Here is a 15744-nt window from a genome sequence, read left to right as displayed (position 1 = left end):
GCGGACTACAGCCCCGCGGGGAGGATGTTGGGATTGGCGGTGGCCGGCGGCTCCAGACGCGGCAGCACCGTCTTCCCGTCCAGGCTGTGCACCGGCAGTTCCTGCGACCACGGATAGTGCAGGCTGAAGGCGACCAGACCGGTGCGCTCGGCCGCGGGCCGATGGCACATCGCCAGCACCGTCTCGGCGAGGTACTCGACCGGTTCGGTAGGGAAGGTGTCCGGGATCAGGCTCGCCGCGCCGGGCGTGCGGACCGCGCTGGACGGACCGACGACGTTGACGGCGATGTTGGAATCCATCAGCTCGGCGGCCACACCCTGGGTGAAGCGGTGCAGCGCGGCTTTCATCGAGGCGTAGATGACGTCACCGGAGGACTTGTTGTACTCCCGGTACGGCCGTACCGGCGCCAGCCCGGTGACCGAACCGATGTTGACGATCCAGCCCGCGCCCTGGCGGCGCATGTGCGGAACTGCCTTCTGCGTCAACACGAACGGTGTGCGGACGTAATGTTCGACGGTGCGCTCGAAGGTGTCCATCGGCATGTCTTCGATCACCGAGTAGTCGGCGTAGCCGGCGTTGTTGACCAGGATGTCGATGCGACCGGTCCGTTCGACGACCTGATCGACCAGTGCCGCGCGCGCGTCGGCATCTTCGAGATCGCACGCGATGCCGAAGGCCTTCCCGCCGGCGGTCTCGATCAACTCGATCGTCTCGCCGATGGTGCCGGGCAGCTCTGCGGTCTTGCCGGCACGGGTCGACAGCGAGGGCTCGTAGGAGCGGGCGGTGACGGCGACCGTCGCGCCCTCGGCGGCGAGCCGCTGCGCGACCGCCCGGCCGATCCCGCGGCTGCTTCCGGTGACCAGAGCTGTTCTGCCGGTGAGTAGTCCCGTCATGAGAGTCGGAGATCCTCTTCCTTGGGTGCACGGTGGCCCTGCCACACGTCGATCAGGCGGAACGGGAAGGCGGTCACGATACGTCCGCCGCCGGACCGGTAGTAGGTGTGCGCCGTCGGGGTGTGACACCACACGGTCTGGGCCATCGTCTCGTCGATCTGCCGCACGTAGTCGTCGAACGCCTCGGGAGTGACCTCGATCGTGGCGGCCCCCCGCAACGCCATCAGTGCCAGGCACTCCATCACGTAGTGCACCATCACCTCGACACCGAAGTTGTGCCCGGCGCCGTGGCCCGGGCTGTAGTTCGGTGCCGACGAGATGAACATGTTCGGAAAGCCCGGTACCTGCCCGCCCCGATAGGCGGCCGGATTGTTGCCCCACACGTCTTTGAGCTGGACCCCGTCGCGGCCGCGGATGTCGACGGTGGACAGGAAGTCGAGGTGATAGCCGGTGGCGTAGACGATCACGTCGAGGTCGATCTGCCGCCCGTCGGCGGTGACGATGCCGCGTTCGTTGACCATGGCCGGCTCGGTGGCTTCGACGTCGACATGCTCGCGGGTCAGCGCCGCGTAATAGCCGCCGGGATCGCGGATGATGCGCTTGCCGTAGGGCGCGAAGTCGGGCGTGACCTTCTTCGCCAGTTCGGAGCCCGCTCCGAACGTCCGGTCGATGTAGTCCAGGCACAACTGCAGGAGCCTGTCGTTGGCCGGCGAGATCGACAGATGCTCGGCAGCCCATTCCGGGTCCCGGACGATCACCGGGTAGTTGTTGTCCGCCGTACCCCAGAACGACTTCAGTCGAATCCAGTTGGCGTAGAACGGGATGTGGGCATTGAGCCAGCGCCGGTGATCGGGGACGTCGTCGGTCAGACGCTTGCGCGGCGCGACCCAGTGCGGCTGCCGTTGGAACACTGTGAGGTGTTCGACCTCGTCGACGCACGCGTCGACGATCTGCACCGCGGTACACCCGGCGCCGATGATCGCCACCTTCTTCCCGCGCAGCGAAAGCTGCGGGTCCCATTCCGCGGAATGGATACTCACCCCGCCGAACGTCTCGCGCCCGGCGAGATCCGGCCACCGGGGTCGGTTGAGGTAGCCGACCGCGGGAATGACGACGTTGGCGTAACTGACCTGCCGGGAGCCGTCGCCGGCGACAGTGCGGATCTCCCACTGGGCACGCGCGTCGTCCCACCAGAGCGCCTCGACCTCGGTGTTGAACCGGATGTGGCCCCGAAGCCCGTTCTTGTCGGCCACCGATTGCAGGTAGCGCTGGTACTCCGGACCCTGCGGGTAGTAGCTCGTCCAGTCGCCGTTGATGTCCCGGGACAGGGAGTAGTACGCCGACGGGGTGTCGACGCCAATGCCCGGGTAGACGGTCGTGTACCAGGTGCCGCCGACCTCGTCGTTGCGGTCGATGATCTCGTAGTCGATTCCGGCGGCGGCGCATTCCAGCGCCGCGGCCATGCCCGCGATGCCGGCGCCGACGATCACGACTTCGAAGTCGTTCGGCAGCTGGGCAGTTCGTGGCAGCACCGGCTGCGAAGGATGGAAGCCGCCCTGCTCCAGGAGCAGACCGATGTACTCGTCCCCCACCTCGGTGCCCAACGCCAGCGGAGCGATCCGTCCGAACAGGAGGTGATCGTCGGGCGCGAGCGCATCGGGGCGGCGCGTCGCGTCCACCGCGGCGGCCACCTCCTCGACGAGCTCGTCGAGCGTGGCCGCATCGGTGGTCCCGATGAACTCGGGCGGGTCCGGCACGAAGGAGATCCGCGCCGCGTACCGATCAACCACACCGAGATCGCCGGTCAACTGCGCCAACACCGCCACCAGGATTCCGGCGTCGGCCTCACGTAGGTTGGCTCGCATCTCGTCCGGGTCACGCGTCGTCATCGATCCTCCTCGCTGGTGGGCTCGAGTATGGGTGCCTGGGCGCCGCACGGCCGGGGCCTTGTCTACTGAGCGGGAGGCCGGTCGTCCGTGTGTTTCCCGTCGCGCCTACAGTCCGGCACATGGAGGATCTGCGCGATGTGCTGGCCGCCGCCCGTAGCCACGCTCTCGGTGACATTCCGCGGCGGCCCGCGCGCAAGCACCCGGACAAACTCGCGATCGTCGACGGCGACGTGCAGTTGACGTTCGCCGAGTTCGACCACCTGGTCGACCGTGCCGCTGCAGCACTGGCCGACAACGGATTCGGTGTCGGCGACCGAGTGGCTCTGCTGGCACACAACTGCTGGCAGTACACCGTGCTGGCGTTCGCCACCGCGCGCGCCGGCGTCGTCCTGGTGCCGATCAACTTCATGCTGACCGCCGCGGAGATCGCGTTCATCCTGCGGCACAGCCGGGCAACCGGGTTCATCGTCGAGGCCGACCTGGTGCCGACCGCCGAGGAGGCGATGCGACTCGGCGGCGCCGTGCGCGCCAGGGCGGCGATCGTCCTGCCCGGGCAGTCATTGCCGCAAGGCTGGATTGACTTCGCGCACTGGATCGAGACCCCGTCGGCGCCGCCGAATCCCTACGTCGCCGACGATCAACTGATCCGGTTGATGTACACCAGCGGGACCGAATCACATCCCAAAGGCGCCATGCACTCCAGCCGCAGCCTGATGGGCAACTACATCAGCTCGATCATCGCCGGATCGATGGAAGGCAGTGACGTCGAGATCCACTCACTGCCGCTGTATCACTGCGCACAGCTGGACAACTTCCTGATCACCGACATCTATCTCGGCGCGACCAGCATCATCTTGCCGCGCCCCGACCCGGAAGCGGTGCTGCGCAGCATTGAACAGTTCGGGGCGACAAACTATTTCGCTCCGCCGACAGTGTGGATCTCGCTGCTGCGTTCGCCGGTCTTCGACCGGGTCGATCTGTCCAGCTTGCGCAAGGGCTACTACGGCGCCTCGGCGATGCCCGTGGAGATCCTTGCGGAGATGCGCGAGCGGCTGCCCAATCTGCGGCTGTGGAACTTCTACGGCCAGACCGAGATGGCGCCGCTGGCCTCTGCTCTGGGACCGGACGAACAGGACGCGCACCCCGGCTCTGCCGGCCGGCCCGTGGTCAATGTCGCGACCGCCATCCTGGATGAGGACAACGCGCCGGTAGCCGCCGGGGTGGTCGGTGAGATCGCGCACCGCAGCCCGCATCTGATGCTCGGTTACCTCGACGACGACGCCAAGACCGCCGAGGCGTTCCGCGGTGGCTGGTTCCATTCCGGCGATCTCGGCTACTACGACGAGCACGGCCTGCTGCACGTGGTCGACCGCAAGAAGGACATGATCAAGACCGGCGGCGAGAACGTGGCCAGCCGGGAGGTCGAAGAAGCGCTGTATCGCCACCCGTGCGTCGAAGAGGTGGCCGTCTTCGGTATCCCGCATCCGACCTGGGTGGAAGCTGTCGCGGCCGCCGTCGTGGTCCGCTCGGGCAGCGACGTGGACGAACACCAGTTGCTCGAGCACTGCCGCGAACATCTCGCCGGTTTCAAGACGCCCAAACAGGTGTTCTTCGTCGACGCGCTGCCCAAGAACCCCAGCGGCAAGCTGCTCAAGCGCGTTCTGCGCGAACAGTTCAGCGGCTGATCGATCACGGGAACGGCCACTGGGCGGGACGCGTGCCGTCCTGATGCCGTCGGCGTCGTTAGCGTGCGTCGAATCGCCCGCTGACTGAAAGGACTCCCCACCGTGAGCCGTGCGCCGATCCAGGGCCGCATCGCCCGCTTCGACGAGCCGGGCAAGCCGTTCGAGATCCAGACGGTGACGTTGCCCGACATCGGTCCGGGCGACATCCTGATCAAGGTCACGCGCGCGAACATCTGCGGTTCTGACGTCCACGCCTGGCACGGCACCTTCGCCACCCGCGGGCTGGGCGGTCAGTTGCCCACGGTGCTGGGCCACGAGATGGTCGGGACCGTCCACGCGCTCGGCGAGGGCGTGCACACCGACTCCAACGGTGCCGTGCTGTCGACCGGCACGCGCGTGGTGTTTCCGTACTTCTTCTGCTGTCATACGTGCCGTAACTGCCTGGCCGGGCGGCGCAACGCGTGCCTGAACCTGAAGATGGCCATGCTGGGTCGCGCCGACGAGCCGCCCTACTTCGTCGGCGGCTACGCGGACTACTTCGTGCTGCCGGCCGGCGCGGTGCTCTACACCGTCCCCGACTCGGTGTCCGACGAGATCGCTGCCGGGGCGAATTGCGCTCTCTCGCAGGTGATGTACGGCCTGGAACGCGTCGATCAACAGCTGGGCGAATATGTCGTCGTGCAGGGCGCGGGCGCTCTGGGTCTGTATGCGGTCGCGGTGGCCAAGGCCCGCGGTGCGGCGAAGGTGATCGCGATCGACGGGGTACCGGAGCGGCTCGAACTAACCACGGCGTTCGGCGCAGACGCCGTCATCGACATCACCGCAACCACCGAGAAGGAGCGTGTCAAGGCGGTCCGCGCCCTCACCGACGGGCAGGGCGCCGACGTGGTCGTCGAGGTCGTCGGGCATCCCTCGGCGATCGACGAAGGTCTGAAGCTGCTCGGACAGTTCGGCCGGTACGTCGAGATCGGCAACATCAACGTCGGCAAGACGTTCGAGTTCGATCCGTCGCGCTTCGTGTTCTCGAACAAGACGATGGTGGGGGTCTCGCTCTACGACCCGTCGGTGCTGTCGCGGGCGCTGACCTTCCTCGAGCAGTACCAGCACACGCTGCCCTTCGAGCGCCTCGCCGCGGCGAGCTACGCGCTCGACGACATCAACACCGCCTTCGCCGCCGCGGAGAACAGGCGCGACGTCCGCGCCAGCATCGTGCCCTGAGCCCGTCGACGGAGAAGAATCATGAGCAACCACAACTACACCCGTACCGAGCTGTTCATCGACGGTCGCTGGGTCTCCCCCGCCGGATCCGGTGTCATCGACGTGATCAACCCGGCCACCGAGCAGGTGCTGGGGACCGTTCCGCGTGGATCCGACGCCGACGTGGATGATGCGATCGCCGCGGCCCGGCGGGCCTTCGATCCGCTGATCAGCGTCGCCGAACGGCGGCAGCGGCTCGACGCCGTGATCACCGCGATGGAGAAGCGCCTGCCCGACATCGCCGAAACAATCACCAGCGAGATGGGCGCACCGATCCGCGTTGCGCAGTCCGTGCAGACCCAGGTTCCGCTGGCGGTGGCCCGGGCGATCGCCGATGTGTTGGCGCGCTTCGCATTCGAGGAGCGGATCGGCAACTCGCTCGTCGTGCGCGAACCCTACGGCGTGGTCGCCGCCATCACCCCGTGGAACTACCCGCTCTATCAGGTGGTCGCCAAGGTGATCCCGGCGATCGCCGCGGGGTGCACCGTGGTGCTCAAGCCCAGCAACGAGGCGCCGTTGTCGGTGTTCGAGTTCGTCGAGGCGCTCGACGATGCGGGCCTGCCGCCCGGAGTCGTGAACCTCGTGTCCGGACCCGGGACCGTCATCGGTGAACGGATGGCCACCCATCCCGACGTCGACTTCGTCTCCTTCACCGGCTCCACCGGCGTCGGCAGCAGGGTCGGCGAATTGGCCGGCAAGACCGTCAAGAAGGTGGCGTTGGAATTGGGCGGCAAGTCGGCCAACGTCATCCTCGACGGCGCGGACCTGTCCGCCGCGGTGAAGGTCGGCGTCGGCAATGCGTTCCTCAACGGCGGGCAGACGTGCATGGCCTGGACTCGCATGCTGGTGCCCCAGAACCGGTACGACGAAGCCCTCGGCATCATCGAAGCCGCGGTGTCGAAGTACACCGTCGGCGACCCGTGGGATCCGGGCACACGGATCGGCCCGTCGGCATCTGAGGGTCAGTACCGGACGGTGCTGGGTTTCATCGAGCGCGCTCAGCGCGACGGTGCGCGTCTGCTGACCGGCGGCGCGGACAAGGTCTGTGAGACCGGCTATTTCATCGCACCGACAGTCTTCGCCGACGTGGACCCGAGCTCGGAGCTCGGCCAGGAGGAGGTGTTCGGCCCGGTGCTGGCCGTGATCCCGTTCCGCGACATCGACGATGCGCTGGCCATCGCCAACGGCACGCCCTACGGTCTGTCCGGCGCGGTATGGGCCGCCGACGACGACACCGCGATCGCGTTCGCACGCCAGGTCCAGACCGGCCAGCTCGACATCAACGGCGGAAAGTACAACCCCGCGGCGCCGTTCGGCGGGTACAAGAAGTCCGGCATCGGCCGCGAGCTCGGTCGCTTCGGCTTCGAGGAGTACCTGCAGGTGAAGTCCTTGCAGTTGCCCTGACGAGCCGCCCGCGGCGAGCTCCGTAGCGGAACGGACCCGAAGAAGACCAACGCGAGCGACTTTGTCGCGCATTCGACGTGGCGGGACCAGCCGGGCCCCGCAGAACTTCGAAGAGGCCGGGACCAGGGCCGGGTCGACAGTGTTCCGCTGACCGGGCGGCGGCGTGTCACGAGGCGCGCTGCGGCGGTTCACTCGTTCCCATGACCTACGAGATCACGCTGCCCGAAGTGCAGGAGTTCATCGCCAGCTTCTGGTACCACTACGACCAGGGTCGCTTCGACGTGCTCGCCGGCTACATCGCCGACGACATGCAGTACCTGAGCCGCTCGGACTCCGGTAACTGCCCGTTCGAAGATCTGCTGGCCGCCGAGGTGCACGGTGGCTCCGAGACGTTGGCATGGCTGAGCAAGCACCGCGACGAAAACCCTTACCCGTTGCGGCATCACGCCACCAACATCTTCCGGACCGGTACCGAGGGCGACGCCACCCAGGTCCGGTTCTATCTCTACGTCAATCAGGTCACCAACAACGTGCCGTTCGACGTGTCCTCCGGAGTTGTCGACGTCGCCATTCGCCGTACCGAGAGCGGGCTGGTCTTCTCGTCGATGACGGTGATCCTCGACGCCGAGGATTCGATCCCGTTCGCGGAATACCGGGCGAAGTCCACCACGTCGGTCACCGCTGAGGCATGAGCGACGCACGCGAAACCTTCGGCGGCGGCGTCGCGGTCATCACCGGTGCCGGCGCCGGGATCGGCGCCGGGCTGGCCCGTCACGCACACCGGCTCGGCATGACGGTGGTACTGGTCGACGTCGACGGCGCGGCGATCGCCGCGTTGCGCGACGAACTACCCGGGTCGGTCGATGCGGTGTGCGACGTGCGCGACGCCGACGCGATGGTCGCACTGGCCGAGCGTGTCTACCGTGACATCGGTCCGGTGCGACTGCTGGTCAACAACGCCGGCGTGGAACAGTTCGGCTATCTGTGGGACACCCCTGTGGCCAACTGGAACCGGGTGATGGACATCAACGTCAGCGGTGTGTTCCACGGGGTGCGGGCGTTCCTGCCTCGGATGATCGACGCGGGTACTCCCGCGTGGGTGTGGAATCTGTCTTCTATCGGCGGGGTCGCGGTTGTCCCATTGCAGGCGCCGTACATCGTCAGCAAGCATGCCGTGCTGGCGCTGACCGAATGCCTGCGGCTCGAGGTGGAACATGCCGGTCACGCGGAGCTGATCCAGGTGCAGGCCGTGCTGCCCGGCGCGGTGAAGTCCAACATCTTCGAAGCCGCCGGCGGCGTCGAACCGGCCGCGGGCATCGACGTAGCCGCAGCCGAGTCGCAACGCGAGGCGATGCTCGAGATCAAAGCTGCGGCAATGGATCCCGTCGAGGCAGCGGAAGTGGTGTTCACCCAGGCCGCCGAAGGCGCGTTCTACCTGCTGACCCAACCGGACTACGTCGGTTCGGCGATGGCGGAACGGGCCGAGGTATTGCGCGCACAGACGCCGCCTCGCCTGCGCACCACACGCCGGTTCGATCCGGTCGAGCACTGAAGCGTCCGATGACCCACCGACCGGTCCTCGACCCCGACGCCGCGGCCCGCATCGCCACTTTCGGGCCCGCGGTTCCGGTTCGTGAACGCGGTCTGCAGGCGGTGCGTGACGCGATCGAATCATCCCCTCACCCAACGGATATGGCGGTGATGGCCGACGTCTGCGAGACGTCGGTCGCCGGTCCGGGCGGTCCGGTACCCGTGCGGATCTACCGGCCTGACGACGCCGACCGTCCGGCCCCGGTGATCGTGCACCTGCACGGAGGGGGCCTGGTGATGGGCTCCAATCACTCGTTCGAGCCGATGGCCAGGGCGCTTGCCGCCGCCAGCGGTGCCGTCGTGGTCGCCGTCGATTACCGGCTGGCACCGGAGAATCCACCGCCCGCCCAGTTCGAGGACGCGTGGGCGGTGACGACATGGGTCGCCGCTGAGGCCGGCCGGCTCGGAGTCGACCGTGACCGGATCGTCGTCGCAGGAGACAGCGCCGGCGGTGCCCTGGCGGCCGCGGTCGCGCTGGTGGCTCGCGATGGTGGAGGACCGCGGCTGTTCGCGCAGGTGCTGATGTATCCGGGACTGGACCGCGACATGGCCGCGCCGTCGATTCTGGCGCACCCTGACGCTCCCATGCTGCTTCATGACGACATCGTCTATCTCCACGAACTGGCTGACATCGGCGCCGGCCCCCCGCACGACGTGCGACGCGTGCCGGCGTATGCCGCAGACCTGACCGCCTTGCCGCAAGCGATCGTGGTCACCGCAGAGCTCGATCCGATCGCGGACTGGGGTGAACGCTATGCCGCGCGGCTGCGTGACGCCGGAGTGCAAACGACGATCACCCGATACCCGGGTATCTACCACGGTTTCCTGATGCGCTCGGAGGCCACTGCGCGCGGCCGGCTCGCGATGGCCGAGACCGGCGCCCTACTGCGGGCCAAGTTCGCTCATCCGCTGCCCTTGCAGTGACGGCGGCGCCGGTAGGCCGATGAACCTCCCGATGGCCGGACATGTCAGGTTCGGAACCCGTTGCCGGAAACAACAATCAACACAGCCAACGGTGTCACGACTGCCGGATTCAAAGAAGGAGTTCCAGAGATGCTCACTGACGAACGGCGCATGGAGCTGTCCGACATCCTGCGTCCCGCTGCGCCGCCGCGCGAGGTCGACAACGTCTACACCGACGACCAGCGCGACCGTCTGCTCGATGTGGTGCGCAAAGACGCGCCGTGGAGCCTGATCATCGCACAGCATTTCTCCTCGCCCGAGGAACTGATGGCCACGATGAGTGGCCAGTTCCCGGAGGGGGTCACCCCGACGCTGGATCTGTTCCTGACACCGACATTTCGCGGGCATCTGGCCAACCACGGGACCGTGCTCTATCCCGAACTGCACGACTGCTTCTACAACGCGCGGTTCCTCGAGGAGGCGAAGTCTTACTGGGGCGCGCAGTACGCCAAGCCTCAGATGATGCTGTTCAACATCAATGGCCCGTGCTGCAACCGCGATCCGGGCCACCTCGATTCGCCGAGCTTCCGCGGCGTGCGGTACGAGAATGCTCCGACGTGGTTGGTCAGCGTCATGGGTAAGTCGGGTCTGTTCACCGATTACCTGATCAAGATGGCTCAGGTGATCACCTGGTTCTCCCACGACGAGAACAGTGGGTTCACCTACTGGCCCGACGGTCCGCTCAAGGCGCCCAAGCGTGTCCTGCCGCCCGTCTACAACCGTGGCGTCGTGGTCCAGAACGAGATGCTGGTGCACCGCGGCGAGGCCAACGGACCGCTGGATCAACAGGTTCCGGCCGGTCTGTCGTTCGACACGGTGTTCGCCGGGGATCCGGATTCGCGTGACCACTGGGTGCTGCGCAACGGGGACGACGTGATCGCGCGCCATCACACCGACGAGCTCCGGTTCCTGGTGCACTGGTCGGCGGAGGTGTACTCCGACTACGACGAGCTGAAGAAGAACATGGATCACTCCGATGACCTGACGATCGACAAGGCCATCGACATGATGGTCGACGATCTGGGCAAGAGGGGGATCAAGCTCGACATTCCCAGTGCGCCGCTGCATGATCCGGCCTTCATCGGGGCACTCAACGCCGCGTACGACCTCGGCGGCCCGGCGATCTACCCCGAAGAAGCACCGCTGAGCGCCTTCCAGCTCACCTGAGCAGGGGTTCCTCATTTGGCCGAGCGCGCGTGTCTGCGGGTCAACACGCCGTCGTGCGAGGGTATTTCGCGTGCGCTCAAGAAAGACAGCAGAAAGCTCTGGCCACCGATGACCGGTGTGCGGTGGTGAACTGTGCCCCGGCCTACGGGTCGTAACCGTCAGGCCACCTGATTATCTGGGGGCGCGGGCCCGCCGGGCTCGCCGACATCGCCATTGGCATTGGTGGGCAGCTCGGTGCCCGGCTCGTCATCGTTGACTTCGTGACCGTCGTCGGGCAGCTCGGCGTCGCTGGCCCCATTACCGTCAGCGGCCAGCTCGGTGTCCGGCCCCGGGTCGGCTTCCTCGGTGCCGTCGGCTGACGTCGCATTCTCGTTGTCCCTGAACGTTTCTGGTTCGTCGGGTGGGCGTAGGAGTCGTTCGGGTTGGTGGTAGTAGTTCACCCGCGCCTGGCCGGTGTCCAGATGGGGTGGTGGGATCCATTCGACTTCGCAGCGGTCGTTGATTCGGGTGCTCCAGCCACCGTCTTCGACGCTGCGGTTGTCAGATCCGCAGGCCAGGGCCAGTTCGTCGACGTTGGTGTTCCCACCGCGCGAGTAGTCGGCCGACCCGTGGTGGGCTTGGCAGCCATAGGCGCTGACCGTGCAGCCGGGTTTGGTGCAGCCGCCGTCACGCGCGATCAGCATGATCCGCTGCGCCGGCGATGCGGTTCGTCGGGTGCGGAACAGATTCAGCGCCGATCCGGTCGCGCGGTCGAACACCGCCAGGTAGTGGTTGGCATGCGAGGCCAGCCGGATCACGTCCTTGATGGGCATGATGGTGCCGCCGCCGGTGGTGCCGACCCCGGCCCGGGACTCCAGATCTTGCAGGGTGGTGCGGATGATCACCGACACCGGCAGACCGTTGAGTTGACCGAGCTGACCGCTCATCAACGCGATACGCCCGACCGCGATCAGCGCGTCGTGCTGACGCTGGGCCAGGCTGCGGTAATCGTTGTCGATCTGGGCTTGCGACGGAGTGCCCGAGGTACACGGCTGCGGGTCGTCGGGATTGCACATCCCGGGTGCGGCGAACTTGGCGAAAATGGCTTCCCACACCGCCCGCGCCTCCGGCGTCAACTCCCCGCTGATAGCGCTCATTCCATCGTCGCGCTGCTTACCGATCGACACCCCACGCTTGCGAGCACGTTCCGTGTCATCAGGTTCGGGACCGTCCTGATCCAACAGAAACAGAACCCGCTCGGCGACGTCATGCAGTTCCTTGGGCCCCACCCCGGCCGCGGTGCGCACCAAATCGACCTCGATCTGCTCACGGGTGGCCGTGTCGACGAAACCGGGCAACCGATCAACAGCCCGACGGATCACCTCGACATGCTCGGCATTGATCAGCCCGTGCGCTTGGGCGGCTGCAGTCGCGGCCAACACCGGCGCCAAAGCGGGCCCGATCAAGGACTGCCGCGGCGCCAACACTGCGGCTTCAGCCAACCGCCGGCGCGCCTCACGCGCCGAGATGCGCCAGCGCACGGTCAGCACTTCTTTCCACGACTTGGCCCCCATCGACTGCGGCGTAGCCTCGGCCTGCAGACGCGCCAACAGGCGATGACTCATCGTGGGCAACTGACACCCCAACGCCTCCAGCTCATCGAGAGCGTCAACCAGCTCGGGTCGGGTCAACAAATCCACATCACAGGCGGCCACCTCCTCAAAGGCAGCACGCAACACCGCAACCGCGGCCTGCAAATCCCCACCCGACATACTTCGAACATACATTCGACCACCGACAAATCCACTGACTCAAACTTTTTGACAGGGTCGCGATATCCGCAACGCGGCCGGTGTTGAGGAGGTTGAGTGAGGGATGGTCAGATCGCGACGAACGAAGATTGCTGCCGAGGAGAAGACCCGACTGGTATTGGCTGTGCTGGCCGGGGAGATGACCGGGGCTGAGGCGGCCCGGCGGTGTGGGGTGTCATCAAATCAGGTGACCAAGTGGAAGCATCAGTTCCTAGAGGCCGGTGCCGAGCGGATGCAGGAAGTGCCCGGCGGAGCCGCGCACACGGCGGGCAGCCCTGAGCAGCGTCGGCTACGGATGGAGAATGAACAACTCAAAACTGGCCTTGGCTGAAGCGACAGTCCAATTACGGATCTGGCAGCGCGGTGCTGCCTTAGCTGACCAGGTCCCTTCCAAGACCTCGAAATCCTAAGAGAGGCAGCAGGCCTGCCGGTTTCGAGGTTCGCCTTCTTAGCCGGCATCCCGGAACGGACCTACCGGCGTCGGTTGGCTCGGCTGCGCGCTGGGGATCCGCCCAAAGGTCCGTGGCCATCGCCAGTGGTTGACTGTATCGAGGAGATGGCCGCTAAATACGCTGAACAATGGCCAGCTTGGGGCTATCGCAAGGTCGCAGCTCTGATGCGCGCCGATGGCCATGAAGTCACCAATTCGTCGGTGCAGCGAGCCCTACGGCGCCGAGGTCTGTTGCTGCCGCAAGGCTTCCGCGCCGACCGAAAGTCATGGGCTGCGCTGCGCCGTCAGGTATTTCACGACCCTCCAAGCGAACGCAACCGAGTCTGGCAGACCGATTTCTCCGAGTTCGAAACCGCCCACGGTGGGATCTGGCGGATCAGCGCGGTCATCGACTACGTCACCAAGTACTGCCTGGCCATCACTGTCACGCCGACCAGTCGTGGCCGCGACGCCGTGCACTGCGTCCGGATAGCCGTTGAGGAAGCCAGCCGCGTGCTCCACCTTGCCGACCTACGCCAGGACCGCGGCCTAATGGACGTCCTCGACGAGAACGACAACACCATCGGCCGCACCCCAGCACCCATAGCCATCGTGTCCGACAACGGCTCCTGCTACCGCGGGAGAGATTTCCGGACATTGTTCACCGGCCCAGACCCGCTCCTACGCCACATCCGCACACGCATAAAATCACCACAAACAAACGGCGTCATCGAGCGGTTCTTCGAGACGCTCAAATACGAACACCTCTTCCGCGGCTACATCGGCGACGGTGATGCCCTCGACATGGAAGCCCACCGCTTCCGCATCATCTACAACACCATCCGACCCCACCAGGCCCTAAATGACCGCACCCCGCAGCAGGCCTACCTTCACCCCATAACCCACGAAACCCTGCCAACTTCTTGACTCAAGACACAAATCCCGCAGCTCAAGGGTGGTTCTGAATCAGCGCATCGGTGACACTTCCGGCCTTCGTCCGAGCCCGTCCGTGCCGCGCTGGAATCTTTGAACCGCCGCCTACCCGATCCGCGCGGCAGCGTCGGCTCCGGCACGGCGCCCGCTGAAAATGCAGTCGGCGATCGACAGCCCACTGACGTAGCTGTTGGAGCACACCCCGACTGCGTTCCGTCCTGCCGCGTACAACCCGGGCACGGTGCCGCCGTCACGGTGGACGACCTGCCCGGTGGTCTCGTCGACCACGAGCCCGCCCAGCGTCAAGCCGGGAATGGGGTAGAAGATCGAGGAGTCGGCCGAGATGTTGATCGAGTAGAACGGACCGCGCTCCAACAGTGGACACAGCCCCGGCGTCTTGTGTGCAGGATCGCCTGCACCACTGCGGATTCCGTCGTTATAGGCGTCGACGGTGCGCCGTAGACCGGCGGGATCGATGCCGTTCTTGGCGGCCAACTCCTCCACCGTGGCGGCCTTCTTGTGCCCCACCGACAGCAGATACCACAGCTGCAACCGTTGGAACACCTGGGTCTGATCTTTCATCTGCGTTCTGATCTTCCGCCAGGTGGCCGCATCGTAGATTGCCCACCCGCGGCCACCGAACTTCCGCAGCATCACTTCGCCGTGCGCGGCGCCGTAGAGGTCCTCGTTGGCGATGCGCCGACCGTCGACGCCGACGGTGACTCCCTCGAGGAAAGCACTGGGCGGTGCCAGGAACCTCCACGCGGTGATGTTGCCCATCTTGTCGGTCCTACCGCCGGCGTCGAGTCCGAGCTGGATTCCGGCTCCGTCGTCGCCGACGGTGCCCAGCGGCGAGATCCCCAGAAACTCAGGCGCGAACTTCTGCATCCATTGACGGTTGTGGATGAATCCGCCGGCGGACAGGATCACCGCACCGGCGTATGCCACCGCCTCGGTGCCTGCGTGCTCACGCAACCGCTCTGCGCGGGCGACCGCGCCGGCGACCGCTCCGGGCATCCAGGTGCCGAGCTTGCCGGTGGCTTTGGTGAGCAGGAAGTGCGTGCGCGCGTTGCGGTGACCCGGGCGGGTCACGCGGTAGGCGACGCCGGTGACGCGTCCGTCGTCGGCGACCAAGAGGCGGTGAACCCTTGCCAGCGGGACGAATTCGACGCCTTTGGCCAGCGCCGAGTCCCGCAGTTTCTGGAACAGCACCTTGCCCGAGGTCATGCCGGGGGCCAGCACCCGGTGCCCGCGCGGCGCAGGCTCGGCGTGCGTGACGTAGGGGTGAGCGTTCTCGTTGCCGGAATAGTAGAGATAGAAATCGTCGGTCGGATAGGACGTCTTGTACGACGAGATCGGACCACCCCGGAACGGGACACCCTGGGCCTTGAGCCATTCGATCATTGCCGGGCTCTGTTCACAGAATCGGGCGAGCGTGTCGGCGGAAACAGCCCCGGCCACTTCCTGTGTCAGGTAGGCGCGCATGTTGTCGACGCTGTCCTGATAGCCGCCGGCCCGCTGCTCGGCTGTACCGCCGCCGGCGTACACGATGCCGCCCGAATAGGCGGTAGCCCCGCCGCCGTACCCGCGGTCCAACACCAGCACACGCGCACCGCGGTCAGCTGCTTCGATCGCAGCGGCTGCGCCTGCGGCCCCGAAACCGACGACGATCACGTCGTATCCACGACCGGTCGACATTCAAACTCCCAAAAGTGTTGTCCTACACCACCTGATGGCCGACCC

General features: G+C 66.2%; 13 protein-coding genes. 9 read left to right on the top strand and 4 right to left on the bottom strand.

Features of this window, described 5'->3' with window-relative positions:
* Positions 1–5: 5 nt before the first annotated feature.
* Together ACQI46_RS12395 and ACQI46_RS12390 are read right to left on the bottom strand one after the other, a co-directional pair.
* Entirely contained in the window at positions 6–893 is an 888-nt protein-coding gene (locus tag ACQI46_RS12395; RefSeq protein ID WP_427094300.1) for an SDR family NAD(P)-dependent oxidoreductase, read from the bottom strand.
* Positions 890–2782, bottom strand: a complete 1893-nt coding sequence (locus tag ACQI46_RS12390) for a flavin-containing monooxygenase (protein WP_427094299.1) — start codon at positions 2780–2782, stop codon at positions 890–892. Before ACQI46_RS12390 ends, ACQI46_RS12395 begins: the two co-directional genes overlap by 4 nt.
* A gap of 119 nt (positions 2783–2901) precedes the next feature.
* Between ACQI46_RS12390 and ACQI46_RS12385 the strand changes: the two genes are divergently transcribed.
* From ACQI46_RS12385 to ACQI46_RS12355, 7 genes are all read left to right on the top strand, one after another.
* The gene (locus tag ACQI46_RS12385; RefSeq protein WP_427094298.1) at positions 2902–4467 is read left to right on the top strand and encodes an acyl-CoA synthetase; all 1566 of its coding nucleotides are present in this window, start codon (positions 2902–2904) and stop codon (positions 4465–4467) included.
* Between the two features lie 102 nt (positions 4468–4569).
* Positions 4570–5685 carry a zinc-binding dehydrogenase gene (locus tag ACQI46_RS12380; protein WP_427094297.1) on the top strand — a complete coding sequence of 372 codons (1116 nt, stop codon included), beginning with the start codon at positions 4570–4572 and terminating at the stop codon, positions 5683–5685.
* A 21-nt stretch (positions 5686–5706) separates the two neighbouring features.
* The gene (locus ACQI46_RS12375) at positions 5707–7128 is read left to right on the top strand and encodes an aldehyde dehydrogenase family protein (protein WP_427094296.1); all 1422 of its coding nucleotides are present in this window, start codon (positions 5707–5709) and stop codon (positions 7126–7128) included.
* 200 nt (positions 7129–7328) lie between these two features.
* The gene (locus ACQI46_RS12370) at positions 7329–7820 is read left to right on the top strand and encodes a nuclear transport factor 2 family protein (protein ID WP_427094295.1); all 492 of its coding nucleotides are present in this window, start codon (positions 7329–7331) and stop codon (positions 7818–7820) included.
* Positions 7817–8680: an SDR family oxidoreductase gene (locus tag ACQI46_RS12365; RefSeq protein ID WP_427094294.1), complete on the top strand. Its 864-nt coding sequence runs from the start codon at positions 7817–7819 to the stop codon at positions 8678–8680. Before ACQI46_RS12370 ends, ACQI46_RS12365 begins: the two co-directional genes overlap by 4 nt.
* 8 nt (positions 8681–8688) lie before the next feature.
* Entirely contained in the window at positions 8689–9642 is a 954-nt protein-coding gene (locus ACQI46_RS12360) for an alpha/beta hydrolase (protein WP_427094293.1), read from the top strand.
* 129 nt (positions 9643–9771) lie between these two features.
* Positions 9772–10848 (top strand): hypothetical protein, encoded by a 1077-nt coding sequence (locus ACQI46_RS12355; protein ID WP_427094292.1) that lies wholly within the window; start codon positions 9772–9774, stop codon positions 10846–10848.
* A 158-nt stretch (positions 10849–11006) separates the two neighbouring features.
* Here ACQI46_RS12355 and ACQI46_RS12350 read toward each other — a convergent pair whose 3' ends face one another.
* A complete protein-coding gene (locus ACQI46_RS12350; RefSeq protein ID WP_427094291.1) occupies positions 11007–12614 on the bottom strand; it encodes an HNH endonuclease signature motif containing protein in 1608 nt (535 codons plus the stop codon).
* An 88-nt stretch (positions 12615–12702) separates the two neighbouring features.
* Here ACQI46_RS12350 and ACQI46_RS12345 point away from each other — a divergent pair, with 88 nt between their 5' ends.
* A complete protein-coding gene (locus ACQI46_RS12345; protein WP_427094290.1) occupies positions 12703–12969 on the top strand; it encodes a transposase in 267 nt (88 codons plus the stop codon).
* Between the two features lie 225 nt (positions 12970–13194).
* The gene (locus ACQI46_RS12340; protein WP_427094289.1) at positions 13195–13995 is read left to right on the top strand and encodes a transposase; all 801 of its coding nucleotides are present in this window, start codon (positions 13195–13197) and stop codon (positions 13993–13995) included.
* A gap of 111 nt (positions 13996–14106) precedes the next feature.
* On the opposite strand, the gene ACQI46_RS12335 is transcribed toward ACQI46_RS12340, so the two are convergent.
* Positions 14107–15699 (bottom strand): FAD-binding protein, encoded by a 1593-nt coding sequence (locus ACQI46_RS12335; protein WP_427094288.1) that lies wholly within the window; start codon positions 15697–15699, stop codon positions 14107–14109.
* Positions 15700–15744 lie beyond the last annotated feature (45 nt).

The sequence above is a fragment of the Mycobacterium sp. SMC-4 genome, assembly GCF_050205565.1.
Classification (GTDB): Bacteria; Actinomycetota; Actinomycetes; order Mycobacteriales; family Mycobacteriaceae; genus Mycobacterium.
Note: the sequence above shows the minus strand (reverse complement) of the source record. Positions and strands in the feature narration are given on the sequence as shown.

Coding starts and splice junctions, on each gene's coding strand:
- ACQI46_RS12395 (WP_427094300.1), bottom strand. CDS start 893: ATGACGGGACTACTCACCGGCAGAACAGCTCTGGTCACCGGAAGCAGC.
- ACQI46_RS12390 (WP_427094299.1), bottom strand. CDS start 2,782: ATGACGACGCGTGACCCGGACGAGATGCGAGCCAACCTACGTGAGGCC.
- ACQI46_RS12385 (WP_427094298.1), top strand. CDS start 2,902: ATGGAGGATCTGCGCGATGTGCTGGCCGCCGCCCGTAGCCACGCTCTC.
- ACQI46_RS12375 (WP_427094296.1), top strand. CDS start 5,707: ATGAGCAACCACAACTACACCCGTACCGAGCTGTTCATCGACGGTCGC.
- ACQI46_RS12370 (WP_427094295.1), top strand. CDS start 7,329: ATGACCTACGAGATCACGCTGCCCGAAGTGCAGGAGTTCATCGCCAGC.
- ACQI46_RS12365 (WP_427094294.1), top strand. CDS start 7,817: ATGAGCGACGCACGCGAAACCTTCGGCGGCGGCGTCGCGGTCATCACC.
- ACQI46_RS12360 (WP_427094293.1), top strand. CDS start 8,689: ATGACCCACCGACCGGTCCTCGACCCCGACGCCGCGGCCCGCATCGCC.
- ACQI46_RS12355 (WP_427094292.1), top strand. CDS start 9,772: ATGCTCACTGACGAACGGCGCATGGAGCTGTCCGACATCCTGCGTCCC.
- ACQI46_RS12350 (WP_427094291.1), bottom strand. CDS start 12,614: ATGTATGTTCGAAGTATGTCGGGTGGGGATTTGCAGGCCGCGGTTGCG.
- ACQI46_RS12345 (WP_427094290.1), top strand. CDS start 12,703: ATGGTCAGATCGCGACGAACGAAGATTGCTGCCGAGGAGAAGACCCGA.
- ACQI46_RS12340 (WP_427094289.1), top strand. CDS start 13,195: ATGGCCGCTAAATACGCTGAACAATGGCCAGCTTGGGGCTATCGCAAG.
- ACQI46_RS12335 (WP_427094288.1), bottom strand. CDS start 15,699: ATGTCGACCGGTCGTGGATACGACGTGATCGTCGTCGGTTTCGGGGCC.